Genomic DNA, 23,055 nt, shown 5'->3' with positions numbered 1-23,055 from the left:
GGTCAGCGCCTCAGCAGCCGGCGGACCTGGGCCACGGGGGGATCGAGCGCCAGGTAGAGCAGGCCGGTCAGGGCCGCCAGGTCCAGGAAGTAGAGATAGCGGTAGTCGCAGGCGATGGAGATGGCCAGGAAACTGCCGGTGAAGGCCAGGCTGGCGGCGAGCATCGCCACCATGACCATGTCGGCCCGATCCCGGCGCAGCAGCAGGGCGCCGGCGGTCAGCAGGGCCGTCAGGGCGTAGCTCAGGTGCGAGAACAGCGGTCCGTCCAGGAACCAGGTCCCGTAGTTGTAGATCGCGCGGTCCGAGGCGTCCTTGCCCACCGCGATCTCGAGCTTCTTCAGGCTATCGGCCGGTCCCTCCACGCCCACGAACAGCGGCAGGCAGGAGTCGATCCTGGGGGTCAGGAACACCCAGCGGAACACGTCGAGGCGGTGGGCCAGATAGGCGCGGGGGTGATGCAGCACGATGTCCAGCCACTGGTCGCGCACCACCTGGTCGCTCTGGCGCCACAGCACCGCGCCGACGGCCGGGTCGGCGTCCAGATAGTCGATGCGGACCGGGGAATAGAGCGGCGCGCCCCGGGCGCGGATCACGGTCTGCGCCTCCGGGTCGGCGGTGTTGAAGACGCTGAGCTGCAGGGTCGGGTCGTGGGCCACGGCGCCGATGATGTCGTAGTGCTCCAGGATGCGGACGCCCACGCCGGAGGCCTTGTCGGGCCCGGCCTTGGCCGGCTGCGCGGCCACGCCGATCAGGTGGGAGGCTGCGACGATGGCCACCAGGGATCCCAGACCCCAGGCCAGGCCGCGCCGCCAGCCCTCACCGCGCACGGTCCAGGCGACAGCCAGGGCCGCAAAGGGGGCGACGATGATCCCGTTCTGGCGGACCTGGGCGGCCAGGGCCAGGGCCAGCAGGGCGCCGGCCAGGACGATCCAGGGCGGCCGGCGCGCGGGCCAGCTCACCGAGGCCCGGGCCAGCAGGAAGAAGCCGCCGATGGCGAGGTTGGCGAACAGCACATCCTTCCAGACGATCCCCTGGAAGACCAGGATGGCCGGCGAGGCCACCATCAGCAGGGTCACCGGAACCGCCGCCCAGGACGCCCGGGGGCGCAGGCCCCGCAGGCCGAGCAGGCTGGCGAACAGGATGAAGCCGCTGGCCACCAGGTAGAGGCCGGTCCCCGGCACGATGGAATCGAAGATCGCCAGCACCGAGGCGTAGGCGGCTGGGCCCCAGGTCTCGCGGGTCCCCATCCGGCCTTCATAGAGCTGGGAGATCGAGTCCGGCGACAGGTGGCCTGGCATGGCGCCGGCCAGCATCACCAGGAAACCCGCGATCAGCAGGCCGCGAACCACGTCGTCGGCGGTTAGATCCAGACTCCGTCGCGGCATCCGCCAAGCTCCCCGTCCCGCCTGAGAGGTAGGGCGCGCGGAGGACGATGAGAAGGTGCAAAAAAGCGTCCGTTGCCGCGACGCGGCGACGCTTCCATGATCGCCCCTGCATGACGACCCCACCAAACCTCCAGATTCGACCAACGGGCGCGGCGCCGCAGGAGCTCGCCGCCTATTCGGCCCTGCTGCAGAAGGTGTTCGGCGCGGCCGAGAAATTCTCCCCCGAGGCCCTGGCCTGGCGCTATCGCGACAATCCCGACGGGGCGGTGCTGGGCTTCGACGCCTGGGACGGGGATCGGCTCTGCGCCCACTATGTCACCTGCCCCACCACCGCGCGGATCGGGACCGAGTCGGTGCGCGGCCTGCTGTCCATGAACACCGCCACCGACCCCGACTACGCCGGCCAGGGGCTGTTCACCCGCCTGGCCCAGGCTGCCTACGCCGCGGCCCCGCGGGAGGGGTTCGGTTTCGTCATGGGGGTGGCCAACGCCAACTCCACCCCGGGCTTCCTGCGCAAGCTGGGCTTCCAGCTGGTGGCGCCCCTGGAGGCCGGCCTGCTGCTGCGCCGCCCCAGCCGGTTCGAGACCACCGACACCGGGTTCCGCATCGACTGGACCCCGCGCCGCCTGGCTTGGCGCCTGGCCAATCCGGCCAGCGCCTATGGCGTGCGCGACCGCGCCGGCCTGACGTTGATCTCGGCGCCCACTCACCTGCCCCTGGTGCGCTGCGTGGGTTTCGTCAGCGAGGGGCTTGTGGAGCCCGGCGGCCCGGCCCTTGGCGCCAGCCTCTTCATCGGCCTGGAGCCGCGGCTGGACCTGAGGTCCCTCGGCTTGCTGCGGCTGCCCCAGCGGTTCCGCCCCTCGCCGCTGAACCTGATCTACCGGCCCCTCAACGCCCCGGCGCCCGCCAGCCTGGACGCGGCCCGCACCGCCATCGGCTTCCTCGACTTCGATCCCTACTGATGGCGATCGCCTACATCCTGGCCCATTTCGACGACGAGTATTTCGCAACCCCCCTGATCCGGCGGGCGGCGGGCGCCGACCAGCGGTTCCTCTATGTCGCCGACTACGCCTCCCCGCAGCTCGCTGCCGTGCGCCTGGCCGAGACGCGGGCCTATCTGGCCGATCTCGGCGTCCCGCCCGAGCGCGTGATCCACGTCGGCGCCGGCTCCGGCGCGCTGGACGGAACCGTCCACCGCCACCTGCCCCGGCTGCGGCGGCTGCTGAGCGCCGAGCTATCGCGAATCGGCCCGGTGGAGCGCTTCGTCGTCACCGCCTGGGAGGGCGGTCACATGGACCACGACGCCTGCGCGGCCCTGGCGCTCGCCCTGGCCAAGGGTGCGCCCGTCGAACAGCTCACCCTCTACAACGGCCCACGCCTGCCGGGCCGGCTGTTTCGGGCCGGGGCTCCCCTGGCGGAGAACGGCCCGCCGATCCGCACGCGCCTGCCGGTTTCGCAATGGCTGGCCTTCGCCGCCGGGGTGCGGCGGTTCCCGTCCCAGGCGCGGACCTGGCTGGGGCTGTGGCCGGTGATGTTCGCCAACTACCTGGCCCGGGGCTACGTCCACCAGCGGCTCGATCCGAATCGCGTGAACGAGCGCCCGCACGCGGGCTCCCTGCTCTATGAGCGGATGTACGGCGTGCCCTATGCCGAGGTCTCCGAGGCGATCAGGACGGCTTGGCCTGCAGGATCACCAGGAAGCCCGCCAGCATGAGGCCGTAGCCCACGGCGAACTTCCAGCTGGCCGGCTCCTTGAAGATTACCCAGGCCATCAGCGGCACCAGGGCCGAGCCCAGGATCGAGAAAGCATAGGCCGTCGACAGCGGCGTCCGGGTCAGGATGTAGAACCAGACTAGCGCCGTCAGTCCGTACCAGCCGAAGGCGCCCATCAGCGGGAAGTTGCGCAGCAGCTTCCAGGGCATCGGGCCCACGATCTCCGCCTGATAGAGGGCCGCCCACTTGAACAGCAGCTGGCCGATGGGCAGGGCCACGGCGAACCCGGCGCAGAGCAGGTAGTCCAGCGCCTTCACGCTCCGTGCTCGCCGGCTTCCATCTGCTGGATGGTGCGCAGATAGGGGTGGATCGGCCGCGAGGGGGTGTTGAGCACGTCGAAGTTCATGGCCTGCAGCAGCATCTGGGTGCCCACGATCACCGGCAGGGCCGCGGCCATGACCACGCCGGCCGAGGCGGTCTGGCCCGGCGCCCGGGTCGCCAGCCAGTGGATGCCGTAGGTCCCCCCGAAGGCCAGGAACAGGGTCCCGAAGATCAGCTCGAGCGTCGCGGCGTGGAAGTCGCGGACGAAGTACTGGCCCATGACCCTCTGGCAGAAGTTGGTGAAGTGCTTCAGGGCGAAGGGGCCGACGATGGCGCCGATGCGCAGGTTGCTGACCTCCTCGCCGTAGCGGGCCGGGATCGGCACATCGCGCACCACCGCCCGCAAGGTGCCCAGGTGGTAGAGCAGGTCGGTCTCGAAGAAGAACCGCTGGGAGACCCGTTTCTCCATCACCCGGTCGGCGACGCAGGCCTCGATGGCGGTGAAGCCGTTGGTAGGGTCGAAGACGTTCCAGTAGCCGGTGGAGACCTTGGCCGCGAAGCTGAGCGCCGCGTTGCCGAACACCCGCACCCCCGGCATGGACTTCAGGTGGCTGATGGAGGTGAAGCGGTTGCCCTTGGTGTAGTCGGCCTCCCCCAGCAGGATGGGGGCCACCAGGTGGGGGATGTAGCCCAGGTCCATCTGGTCGTCGCCGTCCACCTTGACCAGCACCCGGGCGCCCCGGCGGATGGCCTCGGCGTAGCCGGCCAGGACGGCGCCGCCCACCCCGCGGTTCTTCGACAGCCGCACCACCACCACCCGGGGATCGGTGACGGTCGACTCGATGAAGTCCCCCGAGCGTTCCGGACAGCCGTCGTCGACGCAGACGATGCCGTCGGCCCAGGTCGGGATCTTGGCGATCACCTTCAGGACGTGGTCGCGCACGCGGTAGCAGGGGATGACGATCCAAGTGCCCGAGCCCTCCAGGCTGGGCAGGCCGGGGACCGGCGCGACGACGGGCCGGGCCGAGCGGGCCTGGACCATGGTGGCGTCGGGTGGCGTCGGCGGCATCAGGCGTTTTCCCCTATCCTGGTCGGCTAGCATGGCTCCCGGCGGTTGCAAAGCGCGCGGCCTGCGACTACCCCCGAAGCCGACCTGACGTCCCTCAAGCGGCGAGACCCATGCCCCACCACCTGGTGCGCGCCCGCGCGCCGCTCCGGCTCGGCTTCGGCGGCGGCGGCACCGACGTCTCCCCCTATTGCGACGAGCATGGGGGGGTGGTGCTGAACGCCGCCATCGACCTCTTCGCCCATGTCAGCCTGGAACGGCGCGACGACAACCAGGTCCGCCTGGTGGCCGCCGATCGCGAACACTACTGGAACGCCGCGGCGACCGCGCCGCTGCCCACCGACGAGCCCCTGCGGCTGCTCAAGGGGGTCTATAACCGCTTCATGGCCGACCATGCGGAGGGGCAGGCCATTCCCCTGACGCTCACCACCTACGCCGACTGTCCGCCGGGCTCGGGCCTGGGGTCGTCCTCGGCCCTGGTGGTGGCCATGGTGGAGGCCTTCCGCCGGTTCCTGGAGATCCCCATGGACGCCCAGGCCGTCGCCGCCCTGGCCTTCGACATCGAGCGGCGGGAGCTGGGCCTGGCCGGCGGCCACCAGGACCAGTACGCCGCGGCCTTCGGCGGCCTGAACCTGATGCACTTCCAGTCCGGCGACCGGGTGGACGTCGATCCGGTGGAGGTCGATCCCGCCGTGATGAAGGAGCTGGAGGCCTCCCTGGTGCTCTACTTCACCGGAGTCTCCCGGGAATCGGCCTCGATCGTCGACGAGCAGACCGCCAATATGAAGGCCCACGCGCCCAAGGCCCTGGAGGGCCTGCACGAGTTGAAGGCGGGGGCTTTTTCGATGCGCGAGGCCCTACGGGCCGGCGATCTGCCCCGCTTCGGGGCCCTGCTCGACTCAGGCTGGACAGCCAAGAAGCTCACTGCCGCCAAGATCTCCTCGGCCAAGATCGACGAGGTCTATGAGGCGGCCAAGGCCTTTGGGGCCTTCGGCGGCAAGGTCAGCGGGGCCGGCGGCGGCGGCTTCATGATGTTCCTCATCGACCCCACCCGGCGCGACGGGCTCAAGCGCCTGCTGGCCAGCTTCGGCGGCACCGCCCAGTCGGCGCGCTTCACCGATGTCGGCGCCGAATCCTGGGTGGTGCGGTGAGCGGCGAAAACGGCTAGAGCCGAAGCGTGAAAGAGCTCTCCAAGTCCATCGTCCGGCGCATGGCCGACCCCAACTTCGCCCGGCGCTGGTTCATGGGCGAGGGCCTCGACATCGGCGGCAAGCCCGATCCCCTGTCGCTCTACGCCCAATTTTTCCCGGCCATCACCGGCGTGCGGGTCTGGGACTGGGAGGACGGCGACGCGCAGCAGCTGGCGGGCCTGGCGGCCGAGAGCCTGGACTTCGTCCATTCCAGCCACTGCCTGGAGCACCTGGTCGATCCCGTCGAGGGGCTCGCCTCCTGGTTCCGGGTGATCAAGCCCGGCGGCTTCCTGGTGGTGACGGTGCCGGACGAGGACCTCTATGAGCAGGGGGTCTTCCCCTCCACCCACAACCGCGACCACAAATGGACCTTCACGGTCCTGAAGAGCCGCTCCTGGAGCGACAGGTCCATCAACCTGGTGAATCTCTTGTCGGGCCTGGGCGAGGCGGCCGACATCGAGCGGCTGGCCCTGCTGAATTCCACCTTCCGCTATGACCTGCCCCGTTTCGACCAGACGCTCACCCCCATCGGCGAATGCGGGATCGAGTTCGTGGTCCGCAAGCGCACGGCCCGCGAACTGGCCTATGGCGGCCTGGTGCGCAACACGGCGCAGCCCTCTGCCGCCGATCGGCGCCACTTCAACCAGTATCGCGCCGACCACGCCCACATGAAGACCAGCCCGCCCCCCTTCGAGGACGACGGCGAGCTCTAGGAGCGCCCTCCTCCGTGGCGGCCCACCTGGCTTGACGGGCTTGATGCGCCTGACTATTTAACCTATACGTTAATTATGGATTTTGTTAAATGCAGGCGGCGACGGACCCCTTGAGCGCGACGCTCTCGGCGCTGGCCGACCCCACCCGCCGGGCGATCCTGGCGCGGCTGGCGGATGGCGAGGCCACGGTGGGCGAGCTCGCCGAGCCGTTCGACATCAGCCTGCCGGCGGTGTCGCGGCACCTGAAGGTTCTGGAGGCCGCGGGCCTGATATCCCGCGGCCGCGAGGCCCAGTGGCGGCCCGCCCGGTTGGAGGCGGGGCCCTTGAAGGACCTCGCCGGCTGGCTCGAGCACTACCGCCGCTTCTGGGATGGCAGCTTCGACAGGATGGACGCCTATCTGTCCGAGCTCACCAAGGGAAAGCCCCATGGGCGCAAGCATTGAGCCCCGCCGCCCGGCGCACGGCTCTCCCGTGCCCGACGACGAACTCTTCATCGTCCGCGCCTTCGCCGCGCCCGCCGCCCTGGTGTTCCGCCTCTGGGAGGACCCGGCGCATCGCGTCCGCTGGTGGGGACCGAAGGGGGTCACCTGCGCCCATTTCACCCATGACTTCCGCGAGGGCGGCGCCTGGCGCGCCTGTATCAACTCGGCCCAGTTCGGCGAGCAATGGCAGGGCGGCGTCTACCGCGAGATCGAACGCGACAAGAAGATCGTCTTCACCTTCGCCTGGGACTCCGGTCCCTCCGGCGGGGCGGAGAGCGTGGTGACCGTGACGCTGGCCGAACGCAACGGCATGACGGTGCAGACCTTCCACCAAACCCCCTTCGCCAACCTTGAGCGGCGCGACAACCACCTCGTCGCCTGGAGCCGGCTCTTCGACCGCCAGCAGGCCTATGTCGAGGCCATCGCCGAGCCGTAAGGCCGCCCCTCTCCCAGCAGCGCTCTTGCCGAGCTGCTGTCCACCTGGACCGTCGGAGTTCGGCGGCCCTCCTTTCTCCCGGGTGAAGCGCGCAATGGGCGCGAAGCCCACAAACCGAACGGAGACTTCGATGGATACCGTAAGCGTGCGTTACTTCGTCGCCGACATGGACGCGGCCGTCGCCTTCTATCGCGATCTGCTGGGGTTCACCGTCGACATGCAGGCGGGGCCGGGCTTCGCGATGCTCAGCCGTGGGCCGCTGCGAATGTTGCTGAACCGCCCCGGCGCCGGGGGCGCGGGCCAGAGCATGCCCAATGGCGACGCGCCCGCCCCCGGCGGCTGGAACCGCATCCAGCTGGCGGTCGGGGATCTCGAGGCGGAGGTCGAAAGGCTCAAGGCGGCGGGCGGCCGTTTCCGCAACGAGATCGTGCAGGGCAACGGCGGCAAGCAGATCCTCATCGAGGACCCCTCGGGCAACCCGATCGAGCTGTTCGAGCCCCCGTCGCGCTAGGATCGCGCCTCCTGAGCTCCGAGATCGCCGACACGGGCGCTGGAACACCGCTGATTCCCGGGGAATTCGCGGCCCGGCGCCACGCTTGCGCCGCAAAATGCGACCTGTTACCAGCGGCCCCGGTCGGGAGAGTTGATGCAAACCTCGGAACACATGCTGCGCACGGGCCGCCACGGGACCCTGCACGAATTCGGCATGGCGTTCGCTGACCTCAAGGCCTCGACGAAACGCATCGACCTGGCCTGGTCGCTCGCCTGGCACGACATCGTCTCGCGCTATCGCGGTTCGATCCTGGGCCCGTTCTGGATCACGCTCTCCATGGGCCTGATGGTCCTGGGAATGGGCTTCCTCTACGCCGAGATCTTCAAGGTCCCGATCCAGGAATACATGCCCTTCGTGGCCCTGGGCATCGTCTTCTGGGGCGTCATCGTCGGCGTCGTCACCGAGGGCTGCGACACCTTCGTCCATGCCTCGGGCATGCTCAGCCAGACCTCGCTGCCGATGTTCACCTTCGTGTGGCGCACGGTGCTGCGCAACCTGATCACGCTCGCCCACCACCTGGTGATCGTGGTCGTGGTGCTGATCTGGTTCGGCTACTGGAAGGTGGCCAACCTGCCCATGGCCGTGCTCGGCCTGGCCCTGCTGATGCTCAATGTCTCCTGGGTCAGCATGGCGGTCGGCATCGCCTCGGCCCGCTTCCGCGACGTGCCGCAGATCGTCGGCTCGATCATGCAGTTCGCCATGTTCATGACCCCGATCTTCTGGCAGCCCGGCCGTATGAGCGGCGGCAGGGCCCACGCCCTGCTGGTGCTGAACCCCTTCTTCCACATGATCGACGGCATCCGCACCCCGCTGATGGGCGGCCAGTCGGGATCGGGGACCTATCCGATCCTGGCCCTGCTCGCCGTCCTGGGCTGGGCCGGCGCCTTCACCGCCTTCGCCCTCACCCGCCGCCGGATCGTGCACTACCTATGAAGGGCCCGCAGGTCTCCATCGTGGTCAGCGACCTGACCATGCGCTTCCCCGTCTATGGGGTGGACGCCAAGTCGCTGAAGAAGAGCCTGGCCGTGGTCACGGTGGGGGGCCGCCTGGGCTCGTCCCTGACCGGGGCCACCGAGGTCACGGCGCTCTCCAAGGTGAATATCAAGCTCAAGGCCGGCGACCGGCTGGGGCTGATCGGCCACAACGGCTCGGGCAAGACCACCCTGCTGCGGGCTCTGTCGGGGGCCTATGAGCCCGACGAGGGCCAGATCGAGATTCACGGCCAGATCGCCTCCCTGCTGGACCTCAACCTGGGCATCGACGCCTCGGCCACCGGCTATGACAACATCCGCCTTCGGGGCCGCATCGCCGGCCTGAGCGCCCGCGAGATCGAGGACAAGCTGGAGGAGATCGGCGATTTCACCGGCCTGGGTCCCTTCCTGGCCATGCCACTGAAGACCTATTCCGCCGGCATGCAGGCGCGCCTGGCCTTCGCCGTGGCCACCGCCGTCGACGCCGATGTGCTGCTGATGGACGAATGGATCGCGGTCGGCGACGCCCAATTCCAGAAGATCGCCCACAAGCGGCTGCTGTCGCTGATGGAGCGGGCCGGCATCCTGGTGCTGGCCTCCCACGACATCGATCTGATCCGCCTCTACTGCAACAAGGTCATGGTGATGAAGGGCGGCGTCGCCTCGGCGGTCACCAGCGTCAAGAACCTGGACGACCTGCTCGCCGACGCCTGACGGCGCGGCCCGGGACTGCTAGACCAACGATCCCAGAGGCAGGCGCGAGACCCCGTGGACGTCGTCTTCACCATCGTATCGCGCAACTATGCGGCCCAGGCGGCGACCCTGATGGAGAGCCTGGCCGCGGCCGAGCCCGGCGTGGCTCGCGTGGTCATCGCCACCGACGGACCGATCGCCTTTTCCGACAAGGCCATCCGGGTGATCGAGGCCGGGACCATCACACCCAACTTCGCCAACCTGTGCGCCTATTACGACGCCCTGGAGCTGAACACCGCGGTCAAGCCGCACGCCTTCCGCGCCCTGCTGGCCGAGCCCGGCGTGACCTCGGCGGTCTATCTGGACCCCGACATCTACGTCTGCCGGCCGCTCACCGAGGTCCGTGAGGCCCTGGCCCGCGCGCCCCTGGTCCTGACCCCGCACATGACCCGCCCCCTCAAGGGCGACGCCAATCCCAACGACCACGTCATCCTGACCTCCGGCGCCTACAATCTCGGCTTCATGGCTGTGCGCGATGAGCCGCAGATCGAGGCCCTGCTGGCCTGGTGGGCCGAGAAACTGGAATTCGACTGCCGGGTGGATTTCGCGGCCGGCCTGTTCACCGATCAGAAGTGGATGGACCTGGCGCCAGGCCTGGTCAGCGACCTGGCCATCCTGCGCACGCCGGCGCTCAACCTCGCCTACTGGAACCTGGAGGGCCGGACGCTGGAGAAGGCCGCCGACGGCTGGCGGGTGGACGGCGAGCCCCTCGCCTTCTTCCACTTCTCGGGCTTCGATCCCGCCCGCCCCGACCTGCTCTCCAAGCACCAGGACCGCATCAAGGTCGTCCCGGGCTCGCCCCTGGCCGAGCTGCTGAAGGCCTATGCCGGCGCCATGCTGCGCAACGGTCACGCCACGACCCGGTCCACGCCCTATGGCCACCGCGCCTTCCCCTCGGGGCGGCTGGTGAGCCCCGAGCAACGCCGACGGATGCTGGCGGCGGCGCGGGCCCGCGAGCCCTTCGGCGGCGGCCTGACGGCGGCGGCGGAGGCTTGGCTCGACGCCCCCTCCGGCGCGAGCGCCCGCCAGCCGGTCGCCCCGCCGCCGGGGCCGTGGCTCAGTCCGTCGGAGGAGTTGGTCCGCTGGCTGGGGGAGACCTCGCCCGCCCCGGCCCTGGCCGCGATGCTGGCGGCGCGGAAGGACCTGCGCGACCGCTTCGCCGACGACGACAGGGGCCTGCGGGCCTGGCTGCTGGGGCCCGAGGCCCTGGCCGGCCGGTTCGACGCCCGCCTGCTGCCCACCGACATCTGCGACTCCGGCCTCGTGGCCCGCGCCGCCCGCTATGTGGTGGGCGAGGCGCCCGAGGCCCGCCTGCAGGTGGCCGCCTACGGCCTGGCCGATCGCGCCGGCTGGCCGCACGGCCTGACAGATCCCAGCCTGGAGACGCTGGCGGCCCGCCTGGCCAGGGGCCTGCCCTTCCCGCGCCTGTTCCTCGACATCTGGGAGGATCGCGGAGACCTGCAGCGGCTGTTCCCGCTTGGCGGCTTCCGCCAGGGGTTCGCCTACCTCCGCTGGCTGATCGGCGGCGGCCTGGCCGAACTCGGGATCGATATCGCGGCCCTGCCGGCGAGCGTTCGCAACCATCCGGTCTTCCGGCTGGCCCGCCTCACCGTCCGCCACGCGCCCCAAGTCCCGCGGCGGTCTCCGGCGACCGGCGCCTGCCCGACCCTGGTGGTGATGGAGCGCTGGGCGCAAGGGACCAACGCCCCGGTCTTCGAGGCGGCCACGACCCGCTTCCTCACCGCCTCGGGCGAGCCCGCCGCCGCGCCTGCCCAGGTGGGCGAGGTGGTGTTCCAGACCGACCGGGGCCTGGTCCCCGCCGACGCCATCGCCCTGCTGGCCCACGGGGTGGCCTGGCGCGCGGCCCGGGCATGAGCCCTGTCGCCGCCGCCCGCCGCCTCTGGCGCGGCCTGGTCCCGGAGTCCCTGCGCCGCGCCGCCCAGCCGGTGCTGAGCCGGGCGCTGGCGGCCTATGTCCGCGCCTCGGCCCGGGCCCCGCACGGTGCGGAGTCCGTGGACGGACCGATCCGGGTGGTGGGGTTCTTCGAGGGCTCCCACGGCATCGCCGCCTCGGCCCGCCTGGCCGTCCGCGCCTTCGAGGCCCTGGGCGTGCCGGTGGAGCAGGTGGACGTCTCGGCCGCCCGGCTGGACTGGCTGGGCAAGGCCGGACCGGCGCCGGCCGCAGGCCCCTGGATCTTCCACCTCAACCCGCCAGAATTGCTGGCGGCCCTGGCCTTCCTCGGCCCCAGGCGGGTCCGTGGCCCCCGTTACGGCTACTGGGCCTGGGAGCTGCCCAGGGCGCCCGATCTCTGGCTGAAGGACGGCGCCCTGGTGGACGGGATCTGGGCGCCCAGCGCCTATACCGCCCAGGCGCTCTCCGGCGCCGCCGCCCCGGTGCGCGTGGTGCCTCATCCCTTCTTCCTGGAGGACTATCGCGATGTGGTCCCGGCCGCGCGCGCGCCGGGCTTCCTGGCGGTCAGCCTGTTCGACTTCAACTCCGCCGCGGCCCGCAAGAACCCGGAGGGCGTGATCGGCGCCTTCGCCCGCGCCTTCGGCGACGACCCCAGCGCCCGCCTGGTCATGAAGACCCAGAACGGCCACCTCTTCCCCGATCACCTGGCCCGTCTGCGCCGCCTGGCGCCGGCCAACGTCGCCATCGAGGACGCGGTCTGGCCCTATGCCCAGGTCAAGAGCCTGATCGCCAGCGCCGACGTGCTGGTCTCCCTGCACCGGGCCGAGGGCTTCGGCCTGACCCCGGCCGAGGCCATGGCGCTGGGGACCCCGGTGATCGCCACCGGCTGGTCGGGGAACCTGGACTTCATGGACGCCTCAAGCGCCCTGCTGATCCCCGCCCGCCAGATCCCGGTGGAGGACAGCCAAGGCATCTACAGGGGCCAGACCTGGGCCGATCCCGACCTCGACGCCGCCGCCGAGGCGCTCAGGCGCGTGCGCGCCGAGCCGGACCTGGCCCGGCGCCTGGCCGACAACGGCCGCCGGATGGTGGCCGAGCGCCTCTCGCCCCAGGCCTGGTTCACCACCCTGCCCGACGAGGTGAAGCGCGCGGCGATGGCGGCGATCCGGGCAGGCTGAGAAGGTCGTTCCACCAACAATACGAACCATACGACCGAACTTAAGGGTGCCATCCCGCGTGTAGGCCGAAGGCCGGAAGTGCGGGACCCATACTCACCGATCTCTCCGGCACGCCCCGCGCGTCTGGGTCCCGGTCTTTCCGCCTGCCGCGAAAACCGGGATGACACGCTTGAGTTCGGTCGTATGGTTCGTGTCGTTCGTGGACGGATCTAATCCTTCACCGGCCTGCCCACGCTCATCAGCGCGAACACGGCCACGGCCCCCACCAGCACCACCGGCACCATGGACAGGAACACCTGGTCGGCGCTGTAGCCCGCGCCGCGCAACTCTCCGGCGATCAGGGGCCCGGCGATGGACCCCAGCCGCCCCACGGCGATGGCGGCGCCGGCGCCGGCGGCCCGCACCTGAACCGGATAGTAGATGGGCGCCAGCGCATAGAGCACATAGAGCCCCCCCACCACGGTGAAGCCCGCCAGGGCGGCGAAGCCGTTGATGGCCGGCAGGCCCGCCGACTGGGCTAGGCCGTACATGGCGCCGGCCAGCACCAGGAACACCGCCAGCAGGGGCCAGCGGAAACCGACCCGGTCGGCCAACCAGCCCAGGATCAGGGCGCCCACCACGCTGAAGACGTTGAAATAGAGCGAGGTCGCCGCGCCGTCGGCGGCCGTGAAGCCCTTGGCCACCACCAGGGTCGGCAGCCAGTTGAGCAGCAGGTAGGTCACCAGCAGGTCCAGGCCGAACACCAGCCAGATCAGCAGGGTGGTGAGCGCCCGGCGCTCGGAGAACAGACCCTTGGCCAACCCGCGGTCGGCCGCGGGGTCATGCTCGGGCCGGGTTTCCGGCAGCAGGAAGAGCACCACCGGGGTCAACAGCAGGGGCAGGGCCCCGCCGATCAGGAAGATGGTCCGCCAGTCCAGGGCCTCACCGCCGTTGCTGGCCAGCAGGGCCACCAGGGAGCCCCCGGCCGGCAGGCCGCAGAACATGCTGGTGGTGGTGGCCGCCCGTTTGGCGGGCGTGCTGATCTCGGTGGCGATGGCGATCAGGTTGGGCATGGCCCCGCCGAAGCCGATGCCGGTGAGCAGGCGCGCGATGGTCAGCGTCTCGAAGCTGTTGGCGAAGGCGGTGGCCACGGAGAATATCCCGAAGGCCGCCACCGAGACCGCCAGCACCGGCTTGCGCCCCACGCGGTCGGCGAACCAGCCGCCGGTGAGCGCCCCTATCACCAGCCCGATCATGGCCGCGCTGCCGGCCCAGCCCATCTGGCCGGGATTGAGGTGAAGCTCCGGCGCCATGTGCGGCGCCGAGACCCCGAAGGCTTGGATGTCGTAGCCTTCCAAGGCCGCGATGCAGAAGCAGATGGCGACGATGAAGCCTGGGCTGAGACGCTTGGCGACCGCTGCGGTCATGGCCGATTCCCCCGTTCGGATATTCTCGACCGGCAGGAAGCCCCAAGGCGCCGCTCCGCGCCAGTGGCGATGTTCAGGTGGTCCACGGTCACCCCCCAGGACTGGCCGCGGTTCGTCCGCGGCCTCGATTGGCGCGGAGAGTGGGAGGCACGGACGCTCCCGTCAATGCTAAGTAAGGCGAATCGTCAGTCTTACGTCTTATTTGGGGCCGCAGTCAGGCCTCAGGTGGCCGGAGCAAGCGGGGGGATGCCGCTCCGGCCTGGAGCATGGTCCGCCTGAGGCCGAGGCCGGCTCAGGCGGTGGTCACGCTCCAACCTGGAATGAGGGCGGCCTATTGCGGCATCGCGGCGCCGACCTTGTCGAAGGTGCCGCCGACCTTTTGACCCAGGACGGAGATCGATGCGATCAGCACGACGGCGATCAGGGCCGCGATCAGGCCATACTCGATGGCCGTGGCGCCGGACTCGTCGGCGATGAAATTGCGCAGGAACTTGGACATGTGCACCTTTCCCTTTCCGGGAGCCTCGCCAGGCCCATGCCCGCGACGCTAAGGCCCAACTCTGCTCGGTTGGGTTGAAGTAAAGCTTTCCAAGCACGAATAAGATGTATTAAGGCTGACGGCCCGTTTACCCTGCCCCCGGCTCTTAACGCCTTTGAAGGCCCCCGGGCCTAGACTGGCGGGGAACAAGGAAGGGAGCCCGTCATGGCGACCCGTACATCCAGCTACCACCGGCACGCGGTCGATCATTTCGAGCCGCAGGAGACCGACGATCCTCAAGCCCAGCGCCGCATGCGCGGACAGCTTGAACAGATCGACTACACGGCCTTCGCCTCCAACAAGGAGGTGATCGGCGCCGTTCTCGGCTACGCCGACAGCGGCAAGTTCCAGCGGATGGCGGTGGCCGCCGCCATGGCCCGCGCCCAGTGGGTGAAGGAAGCCCTGGCTCTGAGCGAGACCGTCAATCCCCGGCCCGACCAGATGGCCCGCCTCTCGGCCCTGCGGGGGGCCTATGAGGAGCTGGCCGAGGCCTATGAGGCCATGCGCCGGATGGTCGAGCGCGGCTACCTTCCCTACCGCGCCCCGCCCGGAAGCTGACCGGGTCCCGGGGCTCATCCTGGCGGCGCAACCTCGCCTTAAGACCCGCTTCACCCTGAACTCCTAGACTCCAGGCGTGTCTAGCCAGGCCGCGCCATGAAGGTCGCACCGCTCACCTCGATCCCCTCCGCCGCCCTCGTGCCGGCGCTCACCCCCGTGCGCCCGGTCGCCCGGGTGGTGGGGGGCGAGCTGCTGCGGGAGATGCAGCGAGCGGTGGAGGCCGACGCGGTCGATCCGGCCCTGCCCGTCGAGGGCTCTGGACAGGCCGCCCAGATCAAGACCGCCCCGCGCCAGGCGCCGGCCCTGCCCCAGACCCAGGACCAGGCCCTGGCCCTGGCCACGGCCATGCGTTCGGCCCTCACCCGCCAGAGCGGGCTGGCCCCCCTGCTGGCCGATCTCGGCCAGGCGCTGCAGGCCCAGGCCCTGTCGCCCCCGGCCCGCGCCGCGGCCCTGCAGATGCTGACCCAGCTGGTCCCCCTCGACCCCAAGGTGGGCGCCGCCGACATCAAGCGGGCCCTGAAGGGCTCGGGCCTGTTCCTGGAGGCCAATCTCGCCGCCCATCCGGAGGCCTCGCCCCTGGGCTCCGACCTGAAGGCCGCCCTGCTTATCCTGCGCCAGGCCCTGGGGCCGCCCCCCAACCGCCGCGCCCCGGGCGCCACGCCGCGCCCGCCCTATGGCGGCGCCCCCACCTCGGCCCAGCGGGCGGCCCTGCCCAGCCTGCCGCTTGAGGCCGGCGCCGGCGCCATCGGCGAGACCCTGGCCGCCGAGACCCAGGGGGCCCTGGCCCACCTGGATCTTCTGCAGCTGGCCTCCCTGCCCGAGCCCGAGCGGCCGGGCGAGCCCACCCGCTGGATGTTCGAGACCCCGCTGCAAACCCCCCAGGGCCCCAGCGTCGCCCAGTTCGAGATCAGCCGCGACGGCGGCGGCGGTCAGGGGCGCGAGGACGACCGCGAGCCCCTGTGGCGCGCCCGCTTCTCCGTGGACTTCGAACCCGTCGGCCCGGTGGACGCCCAGCTGGCCTTCGAGGGCGACCTGGCCCGGGTCAGCCTGTGGGTCGCCCGCGGCCCCATCGCCGATCGCCTGCGCGCCGCCCAGCCAGCCCTGGCCCAGGCGCTCGCCGCCGCCAATCTACAGCTGGAGATGGCCGTGCACTCCGGCCCCCCGCCCGCGCCCGCCACGCCGTCGGGACGCCTGCTGGACCAGTCGGCATGACCCCCGACCGCAACCGTCTGGCCGTGGCCCTGCAGTACGACGCCCCCAATGCGCCCCGCGTGGTGGCCACCGGTCGCGGCTTGGTCGGCGAACGGATCATCGCCGCGGCCGAGAGCCATGGCGTGCCCCTGGAGCACAATCCCCTGCTGGCCGAGGCCCTGTCCAAGGTCGAGCTGGACAGCGAGATCCCCGAGCGCCTGTTCCTGGCCGTGGCCGAGATCCTCGCCTTCCTGATGCGCGAGGGCGCCCAGGTCCCGGAACCCCCTCCGACCCAGGGCTGACCCAGGACGGCGAAATGCCGCGCCGGCAGTAACCCTATCCCCATATTCGCCCGCCATACTGCTCCCCGGGTGAGGATGGGAGGAAGCCGATGGCGAAGCGATCCGAGGCGGCCAGGTTGCGGGCCCTCGACAGCTACGGCGTGCTCGACACCCCCCCCGAGGAGTCCTTCGATCGCCTGACCGCCCTGGCGGCGGACATCTTCGACGCCCCGATCGCGCTGATCTCCCTGGTCGACGCCGAGCGGCAGTGGTTCAAGTCCAGGCAAGGCCTGGAGGCTCAGTCCACGCCCCGGTCCTGGGCCTTCTGCGCCCATACGATCGAGCTGGAGGCCGGCGCCACCCTGGTGGTGGAGGACGCCGCCCGCGATCCCCGGTTCCGCGAAAACCCCTTGGTGACCGGCGATCCGAATATCCGCTTCTATGCGGGCGTGGTGCTGACCGACGCGGACGGATTCAATCTGGGCACGCTCTGCGTCATCGACACCAAGGTCCGTCCCGCGCCCTCGGCCGAGGCCCTCCATCGGCTGAAGACCCTCGCCGACATCGTCGTGGACAAGCTGGAGATTCACCGCGCCGCGCGCCTGGCGGGCGAGGCCCGCCGCCAGTTGAACATGGCCGAGCGCATGTCCGGCGTCGGTCGCTGGCGTTACCACGTTTCCAGCGGGCAGGTGACCTGGTCCGACGAGGTCTACCGCATCCATGGAGTGTCACGGAAATCCTTCGACCCCGACTATGATGGAACCGTGGCCTTCTATCCCGAGGAGGACCGCGCCAAGGTCGCCAACCTCGTCGCCGAGGCGATCCGGACCGGTCAGGGTTACGAATTCGAACTGCGCATCCGCCGGCCCGACGGCGATCTGCGCGACGTGATCTGCAAGGCCGATTGCATGCTGGATTCCCGCGGCGGCGTCGCCGCGATCTATGGCGTCTTCCAGGACGTGACGGACCATAAGCGGGCGCTGGCGGCCCTGGAACTCGGCAAGGCGCGCTACAAGTTGCTGGCCGACAATGTCGGCGACGTGATCACCCGCATCGGCCTCGACCGCAAGAGCCGGTACGTCTCGCCGGCGGTCCACAAGCTGCTGGGCTACCATCCGGCGGAGATGGCCGAACACCCGGCCGAGACCTTCGTCTACGGCCCCGACCAGGCCGTGGTTCTCGCGGCCATCGACGAGATGGCGCAGGGGGCCGGCGAGAAGACGGTGCAGCATCGCGCCGCCCACAAGGACGGTCGCCTCCTCTGGCTTGAGTCCCACTTCCAATTGGTCCGCGACGAGGCGGGTGCCCCGGCCGAGATCGTCGGCGTCATCCGGGACATCACCGAGCAGAGGAAGGCCGAGGTCGCCATGGCCGAGAGCGAGGCCAAGTATCGCGCCCTGGCCGAGAACTCGACCGACATCCTGGTCCGGGTCGGTCCGGACGGCCTGATCCGTTACCTGTCGCCGGCCTGCCGGGCTCTGGGCCTGGATCCGGAGGAGGAGGTGGGCCAATCGATCATGAGGCTGATCGCGCCCGATAATCTGAAGCACTCCGCCGAGTTCATCTCGGGCCTGTTGAGCGGAATGGTGTCCGACCCCAAGGCCCGACAGCTACACAAGATCATAAACAAGTCGGGCCGAGAGATCTGGCTGGAAGGCAGTCCGACGATCCTGCGCAACGAGGCCGGCGAGGTGGTCGAGGTGATGAGCGTGCTCCGCGACGTCACCGTCAAACACGAGATGGAACGCGCCCTGGCCGAGAGCGAGCACCGCTTCCGAAGCCTGACCGTGAACGCACCCGACATGATCAGCGAAAGCGGGCTCGACGGTGTGCTCACCTATATGTCGCCCGCCTGCCTGGCGATCACCGGCTTCACGCCGGAGGAGCTGATCGGGCAAACCTCCCTCACCTTCATGCATCCCGAGGACGCGGCGAAGGTCGTCGAGATGTGCCAGGCGGTTCTGATCTCCAATGGCGCCGTCGCGCCCTGGGCGGTTGAGTACCGCGCCCGTCATAAGTCCGGGGGCGAGATCTGGCTGGAATCCAAGCCGACCCCGGTCACCGATCCGGTCAGCGGCGCCGTCGTCGGCCTGACCGACGTCATCCATGACATCACCCCGCGAAAGGTCCTCGAGGCCCGGCTGCGCCAGGCCCAGTCGGACGCCGAGGCCGCCGCGGCGGTGAAGGCCGAGTTCCTCGCCAACATGAGTCACGAGCTCCGCACGCCGCTGACCAGCATCATCGGGTTCACCAGCTTGGCCGCCGAGCAGGCCGATCTGGCCCCGCTGACCCGTAACTATGTGGAGCGCGTCGGCGACGCCAGCCGCGCGCTGTTGTGCACCGTCAACGACATCCTCGACTTCTCCAAGCTGGAGGCCGGTCAGGTCAGTTTCCATGTCCAGCCGGTGCCCCTGGCCAAGCTCAGCCGCGCGACCCTGGACCTGTTCACGCCCCAGGCCGGGGCCAAGGACCTGACCCTGACCCTGGAGGGGGACGCCGAGGACCTGATCATCTCCGCCGATCCCGACCGCATTCGCCAGATCCTGCTCAACCTGGTGGGCAACGCCGTCAAGTTCACCACCCTCGGCGGCGTCACCCTGCGCACGGCCTATGACCGGTCCGCCCAGACGCTCAGCGTCGAGGTCGTCGACACCGGCGCGGGCGTCTCGCCGGAGCAGCAGGAGCGTCTCTTCAAGCGGTTCTCCCAGGTGGACGGCTCGCTGACGCGGGCCCATGGCGGCACGGGGCTTGGCCTGGCGATCTGCAAGGGGCTGGTGGAGGCCATGGGCGGGGAGATCGGCGTCGACAGCGTCGTGGGCCAGGGCAGCCGGTTCTGGTTCAGGATCCCGGCGCCCCTGGCGCAGGCGGCGCAGGGCGGCGCCGACGGGCCGGCGATCGAACGCCTGACCTTCGCCGGCGTCCGCGTTCTGGTGGCCGACGACCACGCCGCCAATCGGGAGCTGGCGCGCCTGTTCCTGGCCGGCGTTGGGGCCGAGGTCTCCGAGGCCTGCGACGGCGAAGAGGCCGCTCAGTTGGCGGCCCTGTGGCCCTACGACGTCATCCTCATGGACGTGCGCATGCCCCGGCTCGACGGACCGGGCGCCCTACGGCGGATCCGCGAGACCCCGGGTCCGAACGACGCCACCCCGATCCTGGCCTACACCGCCGACGCCGATGCAGAGATCGGGGGCCGGCTGACGGCCATGGGCTTCCAGGACATCGTGGCCAAACCCCTGGACCCCCGGGCCCTGATCAGCGCGGTCGCCCGCGCCACGGCGTTCGACCATGACCAACAGGCCCAGGAGCAAGCCCATGTCGGCTAGTCCTCGCATCCTGGTGGTGGACGATGAGGTCGGCATCCGGGACCTCATCCGCACCCGGCTCAGGATGGCGGGTTACGACACCCATACGGCGCGAAACGGCGCCGAGGCGGTGCAGCGGATCGCCGAACTGCATCCGGACGGCCTGGTTCTGGATATCAACATGCCGGAGATGGATGGCTTCGGCGTGCTCGAGCACCTGAGGGCCCGGGAGAACCCCAAACGCCTGCCGGTGCTGATGCTCACCGCGCGGCACGACGCCGGAGACGTGCAGCGCGCCGTGGCCCTTGGCGCCAAGGACTATCTGACCAAGCCCTTCAGCGAGAGCCAGCTCCTGGCCCGGGTCGCCCGCCTCCTGCGCCCCCCGATCCCCCCGGCGCCGCGGCGCGACGAGTTTCTACTTTAGCCCCCATCGCCCAGGCCGGCGCCTGATCGGTCAGCGGCAGGGCTGGGCCGTGGCCGTGCACTTGTAGACATAGGTGAAGGCGGGCTTGGAGGACTGGCAGTTGGTGCTCTTATTGGCCGCCTTGTTCCAGAACGTATAGGCCCCGCCAAAGGCGCTGGCCTTGGCGCTCCAGTTGCTCCGGGCGCCCATCTGGGCCTGCTGCTGCTGACTGGCCTGGGCGGTTCCGGTGATCAGGGTCGGCGCCCCATAGGCCTGGGTCTTGCAGTTGGGATTCGGCGGCGGCTGGGCCAGGGCCGAGGAGGCCGACAAGGCCGCCGCGGCGGCCAGCACGATGATCGTCTTCATGGACATTTCCCCGGGGTTCAGGACGGCCACGCCGTCCTGTCGATGTCGGGCGCGGCGGCTTACCGCTTGCCCCAGCGGTCGAAGATGGTGAGCTTGACCCGCAGCTGCCCCCCGGCCCGGCCGCCGCCCTGGACGCCACGCGGGATCGCCACGCTGAGCCTCCGGCCGGCCTTGTCCACGGCGTAGGCGCGCCCCTTGCCGGGCGCGATGGGTTCGGAGGTGACCATGGGCCCGTCCGGCGTTCCGACGCTGATCCGTATCGGCCCCTTCAGGATCGATATGTCATTCAGGACGACGCTGTAGCGGGCGGGCGCCAGCTTTCCGAACATCGCCTCGCCCCGGGCGTCGGTGACGCCGGGGACCCGCACGCTGCCAGGGTCCCCCTCCAGGCCGATGGGGATTCCCTGGATCGGCCCGCCCTCGGCGGCGAGCGCCAGGGGCGCGGCGAAGACGGCGGCCAACACCAGGCCGGCCAGGATGATGCGGCGAGATCCCATTGTTCCCTCCAGGGAACGCCGGGCGCCGGCGTCGAGACGGCGCCGCGGATTTGGACCCGCTCAAGCGCAAGACCTTCACCATGGGACCAATCCCCGAACCGCGATACCTGAATTCACGCGCCGGCAACGTCGCGCCCGCCCGCGCGTTGGGCCCGGAGCGACCATGCGACTATCGATCACCACCGACCTGACCTACCGCTTCGAGCGGCCCTGCGAGGTGCTGCTGCTGCTGGAGGCCGCCCGCGCCGCGGACCAGGCCATCCATTCCGAGCGCCTGACGATCACGCCGGCCGCCGAGATCGCCCGCCTGGACGATTCCGTGACCGGCGAGCGCCGCGCGGTGTTCACCGCCCACGGCGAGGTGGCCATCGCCTATGTGGCCCAGGTCGAGCTGCTGGCCCGCGACGCCAACCTCAAGGGCGCCGCCGCCGCCGCCATCCGCGACCTGCCCGGCGAGGCCCTGCGCTACCTGCGGGCCAGCCGCTACTGCCCGTCGGACCGCTTCGAGGCCTTCGCCAGCGAGGAGTTCGGAAACCTCTCCGGGGGCGACAAGGTGGCCGCCATCCTCGCCTGGATCGGCGAGCACCTGACCTATCAGGCCGGGGTCAGCGACGCCGCCACGACGGCGATGGACACCTTCGTCGACCGCGCCGGGGTCTGCCGCGACTTCACCCATCTGGCCATCAGCCTCTGCCGCGCCGCCGACATTCCGGCCCGCGCCGTCTCCGCCTATGCCTGGAAGCTGGAGCCGCCGGACCTGCACGCCGTGGCCGAGGTCTATCTGGGCGGCCGCTGGCGGCTGATCGACGCCACGGGTCTCGCGCCCATCGACGGCCTGGTGCGGGTCGCCACCGGCCTGGACGCCGCCGACATCGCCTTCATGACCATCTTCGGCAAGGCCGAGTTGATCTCCCAGTCCTTCGCCATTGAGAAGACCCGGGACTGACGGCCCGGCCGGGACCGGCGGCCGTCTGACTATTTTTCGATCATTCACCCTCGTCCAACCCGCCCCGGCTGCACTATCGTGCGCCCCATCGGACCCTGGGGTCGGTCCGGCGGGGGAGTGGCAGATGAACCATTGCGAGTTCCCGTACGGCGTGGAGGCGCCGCTGGCGTTCTCCAGCCTCAGCAGTCTCGGCTGGCTGCTGGCGGGCCTGGAGCTGCTGGTGATCCTGGCCCTGCTGGCGCGCCGCGCCGTCGCCGGCAAGGCCCCCGACACCGAGGTCATCGCCTGGAAACACGCCACGATCCTGGTCTTCGCCGAGGCCGCGGCCAAGGCTGAACTGGCCAATATCTACAAGGCCCGCGACAACCTCCTGCGGGCGATCGAGCCGCTGCTGGGCGACGTGCTGAGGATCAGCGCGGGACTGGCGGCCGAGGTCGGCAAGCTCCGGGCGGTGGGCGAACCGGCCAAGCCCCCGCCTCATCCGCCCCACGCCCCGGCGCCGGCGCACGGGCCTTCCCCCGCCGGCGCCCTGACCGCCCACGGCCCCCAGGTCATCGTCAACGTCCAGGGCCCTGGGCCCGGTCACGGCGATCCTGGCCACGGCGGTCACGGCCAGGACGCGCCCAAGCCCGAACCCTCCCTCGACGACCGGTTGGCCGAGGTCCGCGCCGCCGCGGGGGTCTTCGCCGAGTACTGGAGGAACCGGTCGGCCCGCCTGGCCGAGCTGCAGTCGGCCCGCGACCTGCTCAACCGGCGCGGCGACCTGCCCGCCGACCTTGAGAAGCTACGCGCCGCGACGACCAACACCGCAAAGTCCGGCGGCGCCCGGGGCGGCGGCGACGCGACGAGCCATCGGGGCTTGCACACGGCTTGAGGCGACGCCTCGGCCGCCGGC

Annotated in this window: 25 protein-coding genes; 18 read left to right on the top strand and 7 right to left on the bottom strand. The window is 70.4% G+C overall.

Annotation, left to right across the window (positions count from 1 at the left end):
- Positions 1-2: 2 nt before the first annotated feature.
- Positions 3-1,385, bottom strand: a complete 1,383-nt coding sequence (locus Q7T09_RS17305; RefSeq protein WP_304701396.1) for a hypothetical protein — start codon at positions 1,383-1,385, stop codon at positions 3-5.
- A 110-nt stretch (positions 1,386-1,495) separates the two neighbouring features.
- On the opposite strand from Q7T09_RS17305, the gene Q7T09_RS17300 reads away from it, so the two are divergent.
- Both Q7T09_RS17300 and Q7T09_RS17295 read left to right on the top strand, forming a co-directional pair.
- Positions 1,496-2,347, top strand: a complete 852-nt coding sequence (locus tag Q7T09_RS17300) for a GNAT family N-acetyltransferase (RefSeq protein WP_304701395.1) — start codon at positions 1,496-1,498, stop codon at positions 2,345-2,347.
- Positions 2,347-3,099 (top strand): PIG-L family deacetylase, encoded by a 753-nt coding sequence (locus Q7T09_RS17295; protein ID WP_304701394.1) that lies wholly within the window; start codon positions 2,347-2,349, stop codon positions 3,097-3,099. Before Q7T09_RS17300 ends, Q7T09_RS17295 begins: the two co-directional genes overlap by 1 nt.
- On the opposite strand, the gene Q7T09_RS17290 is transcribed toward Q7T09_RS17295, so the two are convergent.
- Complete coding sequence (locus Q7T09_RS17290) at positions 3,053-3,415, bottom strand: hypothetical protein (RefSeq protein WP_304701393.1); 363 nt, start codon at positions 3,413-3,415, stop codon at positions 3,053-3,055. The genes Q7T09_RS17295 and Q7T09_RS17290 overlap by 47 nt on opposite strands.
- The gene (locus Q7T09_RS17285) at positions 3,412-4,488 is read right to left on the bottom strand and encodes a glycosyltransferase family 2 protein (protein WP_304701392.1); all 1,077 of its coding nucleotides are present in this window, start codon (positions 4,486-4,488) and stop codon (positions 3,412-3,414) included. The genes Q7T09_RS17290 and Q7T09_RS17285 overlap by 4 nt, the downstream gene beginning before the upstream one ends.
- Positions 4,489-4,598: 110 nt before the next feature.
- Between Q7T09_RS17285 and Q7T09_RS17280 the strand changes: the two genes are divergently transcribed.
- From Q7T09_RS17280 to Q7T09_RS17240, 9 genes are all read left to right on the top strand, one after another.
- Complete coding sequence (locus Q7T09_RS17280) at positions 4,599-5,636, top strand: dehydrogenase (RefSeq protein WP_304701391.1); 1,038 nt, start codon at positions 4,599-4,601, stop codon at positions 5,634-5,636.
- 26 nt (positions 5,637-5,662) lie between these two features.
- A complete protein-coding gene (locus Q7T09_RS17275) occupies positions 5,663-6,388 on the top strand; it encodes a methyltransferase domain-containing protein (RefSeq protein WP_304701390.1) in 726 nt (241 codons plus the stop codon).
- An 89-nt stretch (positions 6,389-6,477) separates the two neighbouring features.
- Positions 6,478-6,831 carry a helix-turn-helix transcriptional regulator gene (locus tag Q7T09_RS17270; RefSeq protein WP_304701389.1) on the top strand — a complete coding sequence of 118 codons (354 nt, stop codon included), beginning with the start codon at positions 6,478-6,480 and terminating at the stop codon, positions 6,829-6,831.
- On the top strand, positions 6,815-7,306 hold the full coding sequence (locus Q7T09_RS17265) for an SRPBCC domain-containing protein (RefSeq protein ID WP_304701388.1): 492 nt from the start codon (positions 6,815-6,817) through the stop codon (positions 7,304-7,306). The genes Q7T09_RS17270 and Q7T09_RS17265 overlap by 17 nt, the downstream gene beginning before the upstream one ends.
- Positions 7,307-7,436: 130 nt before the next feature.
- On the top strand, positions 7,437-7,817 hold the full coding sequence (locus Q7T09_RS17260) for a VOC family protein (protein ID WP_304701387.1): 381 nt from the start codon (positions 7,437-7,439) through the stop codon (positions 7,815-7,817).
- A 135-nt stretch (positions 7,818-7,952) separates the two neighbouring features.
- Complete coding sequence (locus Q7T09_RS17255; RefSeq protein WP_304701386.1) at positions 7,953-8,792, top strand: ABC transporter permease; 840 nt, start codon at positions 7,953-7,955, stop codon at positions 8,790-8,792.
- On the top strand, positions 8,789-9,544 hold the full coding sequence (locus Q7T09_RS17250; protein WP_304701385.1) for an ABC transporter ATP-binding protein: 756 nt from the start codon (positions 8,789-8,791) through the stop codon (positions 9,542-9,544). The genes Q7T09_RS17255 and Q7T09_RS17250 overlap by 4 nt, the downstream gene beginning before the upstream one ends.
- 54 nt (positions 9,545-9,598) lie before the next feature.
- Positions 9,599-11,458, top strand: coding sequence for a hypothetical protein (locus Q7T09_RS17245; RefSeq protein WP_304701384.1), 1,860 nt, complete (start codon positions 9,599-9,601; stop codon positions 11,456-11,458).
- On the top strand, positions 11,455-12,672 hold the full coding sequence (locus Q7T09_RS17240; protein ID WP_304701382.1) for a glycosyltransferase family 4 protein: 1,218 nt from the start codon (positions 11,455-11,457) through the stop codon (positions 12,670-12,672). The genes Q7T09_RS17245 and Q7T09_RS17240 overlap by 4 nt, the downstream gene beginning before the upstream one ends.
- Positions 12,673-12,881: 209 nt before the next feature.
- On the opposite strand, the gene Q7T09_RS17235 is transcribed toward Q7T09_RS17240, so the two are convergent.
- Positions 12,882-14,078 carry an MFS transporter gene (locus tag Q7T09_RS17235; RefSeq protein ID WP_304701380.1) on the bottom strand — a complete coding sequence of 399 codons (1,197 nt, stop codon included), beginning with the start codon at positions 14,076-14,078 and terminating at the stop codon, positions 12,882-12,884.
- 331 nt (positions 14,079-14,409) lie between these two features.
- Positions 14,410-14,577: a Flp family type IVb pilin gene (locus tag Q7T09_RS17230; RefSeq protein WP_304701379.1), complete on the bottom strand. Its 168-nt coding sequence runs from the start codon at positions 14,575-14,577 to the stop codon at positions 14,410-14,412.
- Between the two features lie 204 nt (positions 14,578-14,781).
- Here Q7T09_RS17230 and Q7T09_RS17225 point away from each other — a divergent pair, with 204 nt between their 5' ends.
- The 5 genes from Q7T09_RS17225 to Q7T09_RS17205 all read left to right on the top strand — a co-directional run bounded on the left by Q7T09_RS17225 (position 14,782) and on the right by Q7T09_RS17205 (position 20,372).
- On the top strand, positions 14,782-15,174 hold the full coding sequence (locus Q7T09_RS17225; RefSeq protein WP_304701378.1) for a hypothetical protein: 393 nt from the start codon (positions 14,782-14,784) through the stop codon (positions 15,172-15,174).
- A gap of 96 nt (positions 15,175-15,270) precedes the next feature.
- Positions 15,271-16,386 (top strand): flagellar hook-length control protein FliK, encoded by a 1,116-nt coding sequence (locus tag Q7T09_RS17220; protein ID WP_304701377.1) that lies wholly within the window; start codon positions 15,271-15,273, stop codon positions 16,384-16,386.
- Positions 16,383-16,667, top strand: coding sequence for an EscU/YscU/HrcU family type III secretion system export apparatus switch protein (locus Q7T09_RS17215; RefSeq protein WP_304701376.1), 285 nt, complete (start codon positions 16,383-16,385; stop codon positions 16,665-16,667). Before Q7T09_RS17220 ends, Q7T09_RS17215 begins: the two co-directional genes overlap by 4 nt.
- A gap of 89 nt (positions 16,668-16,756) precedes the next feature.
- Positions 16,757-19,969, top strand: coding sequence for a PAS domain S-box protein (locus Q7T09_RS17210; RefSeq protein ID WP_304701375.1), 3,213 nt, complete (start codon positions 16,757-16,759; stop codon positions 19,967-19,969).
- Entirely contained in the window at positions 19,959-20,372 is a 414-nt protein-coding gene (locus Q7T09_RS17205; RefSeq protein ID WP_304701374.1) for a response regulator, read from the top strand. Before Q7T09_RS17210 ends, Q7T09_RS17205 begins: the two co-directional genes overlap by 11 nt.
- Before the next feature lie 30 nt (positions 20,373-20,402).
- Here the strand turns inward: Q7T09_RS17205 and Q7T09_RS17200 are convergent, their stop codons facing one another.
- Both Q7T09_RS17200 and Q7T09_RS17195 read right to left on the bottom strand, forming a co-directional pair.
- Positions 20,403-20,717, bottom strand: coding sequence for a hypothetical protein (locus Q7T09_RS17200; RefSeq protein ID WP_304701372.1), 315 nt, complete (start codon positions 20,715-20,717; stop codon positions 20,403-20,405).
- Positions 20,718-20,776: 59 nt separating this feature from the next.
- The gene (locus Q7T09_RS17195) at positions 20,777-21,214 is read right to left on the bottom strand and encodes a hypothetical protein (RefSeq protein ID WP_304701371.1); all 438 of its coding nucleotides are present in this window, start codon (positions 21,212-21,214) and stop codon (positions 20,777-20,779) included.
- A gap of 163 nt (positions 21,215-21,377) precedes the next feature.
- Here Q7T09_RS17195 and Q7T09_RS17190 point away from each other — a divergent pair, with 163 nt between their 5' ends.
- Together Q7T09_RS17190 and Q7T09_RS17185 are read left to right on the top strand one after the other, a co-directional pair.
- On the top strand, positions 21,378-22,160 hold the full coding sequence (locus Q7T09_RS17190; RefSeq protein WP_304701370.1) for a transglutaminase family protein: 783 nt from the start codon (positions 21,378-21,380) through the stop codon (positions 22,158-22,160).
- A gap of 124 nt (positions 22,161-22,284) precedes the next feature.
- A complete protein-coding gene (locus Q7T09_RS17185; protein ID WP_304701369.1) occupies positions 22,285-23,034 on the top strand; it encodes a hypothetical protein in 750 nt (249 codons plus the stop codon).
- Positions 23,035-23,055: the final 21 nt, after the last annotated feature.

Origin of the sequence: Phenylobacterium sp., from assembly GCF_030645195.1 — a bacterium.
Taxonomy (GTDB): Bacteria; Pseudomonadota; Alphaproteobacteria; order Caulobacterales; family Caulobacteraceae; genus Phenylobacterium.
Note: the sequence above shows the minus strand (reverse complement) of the source record. Positions and strands in the feature narration are given on the sequence as shown.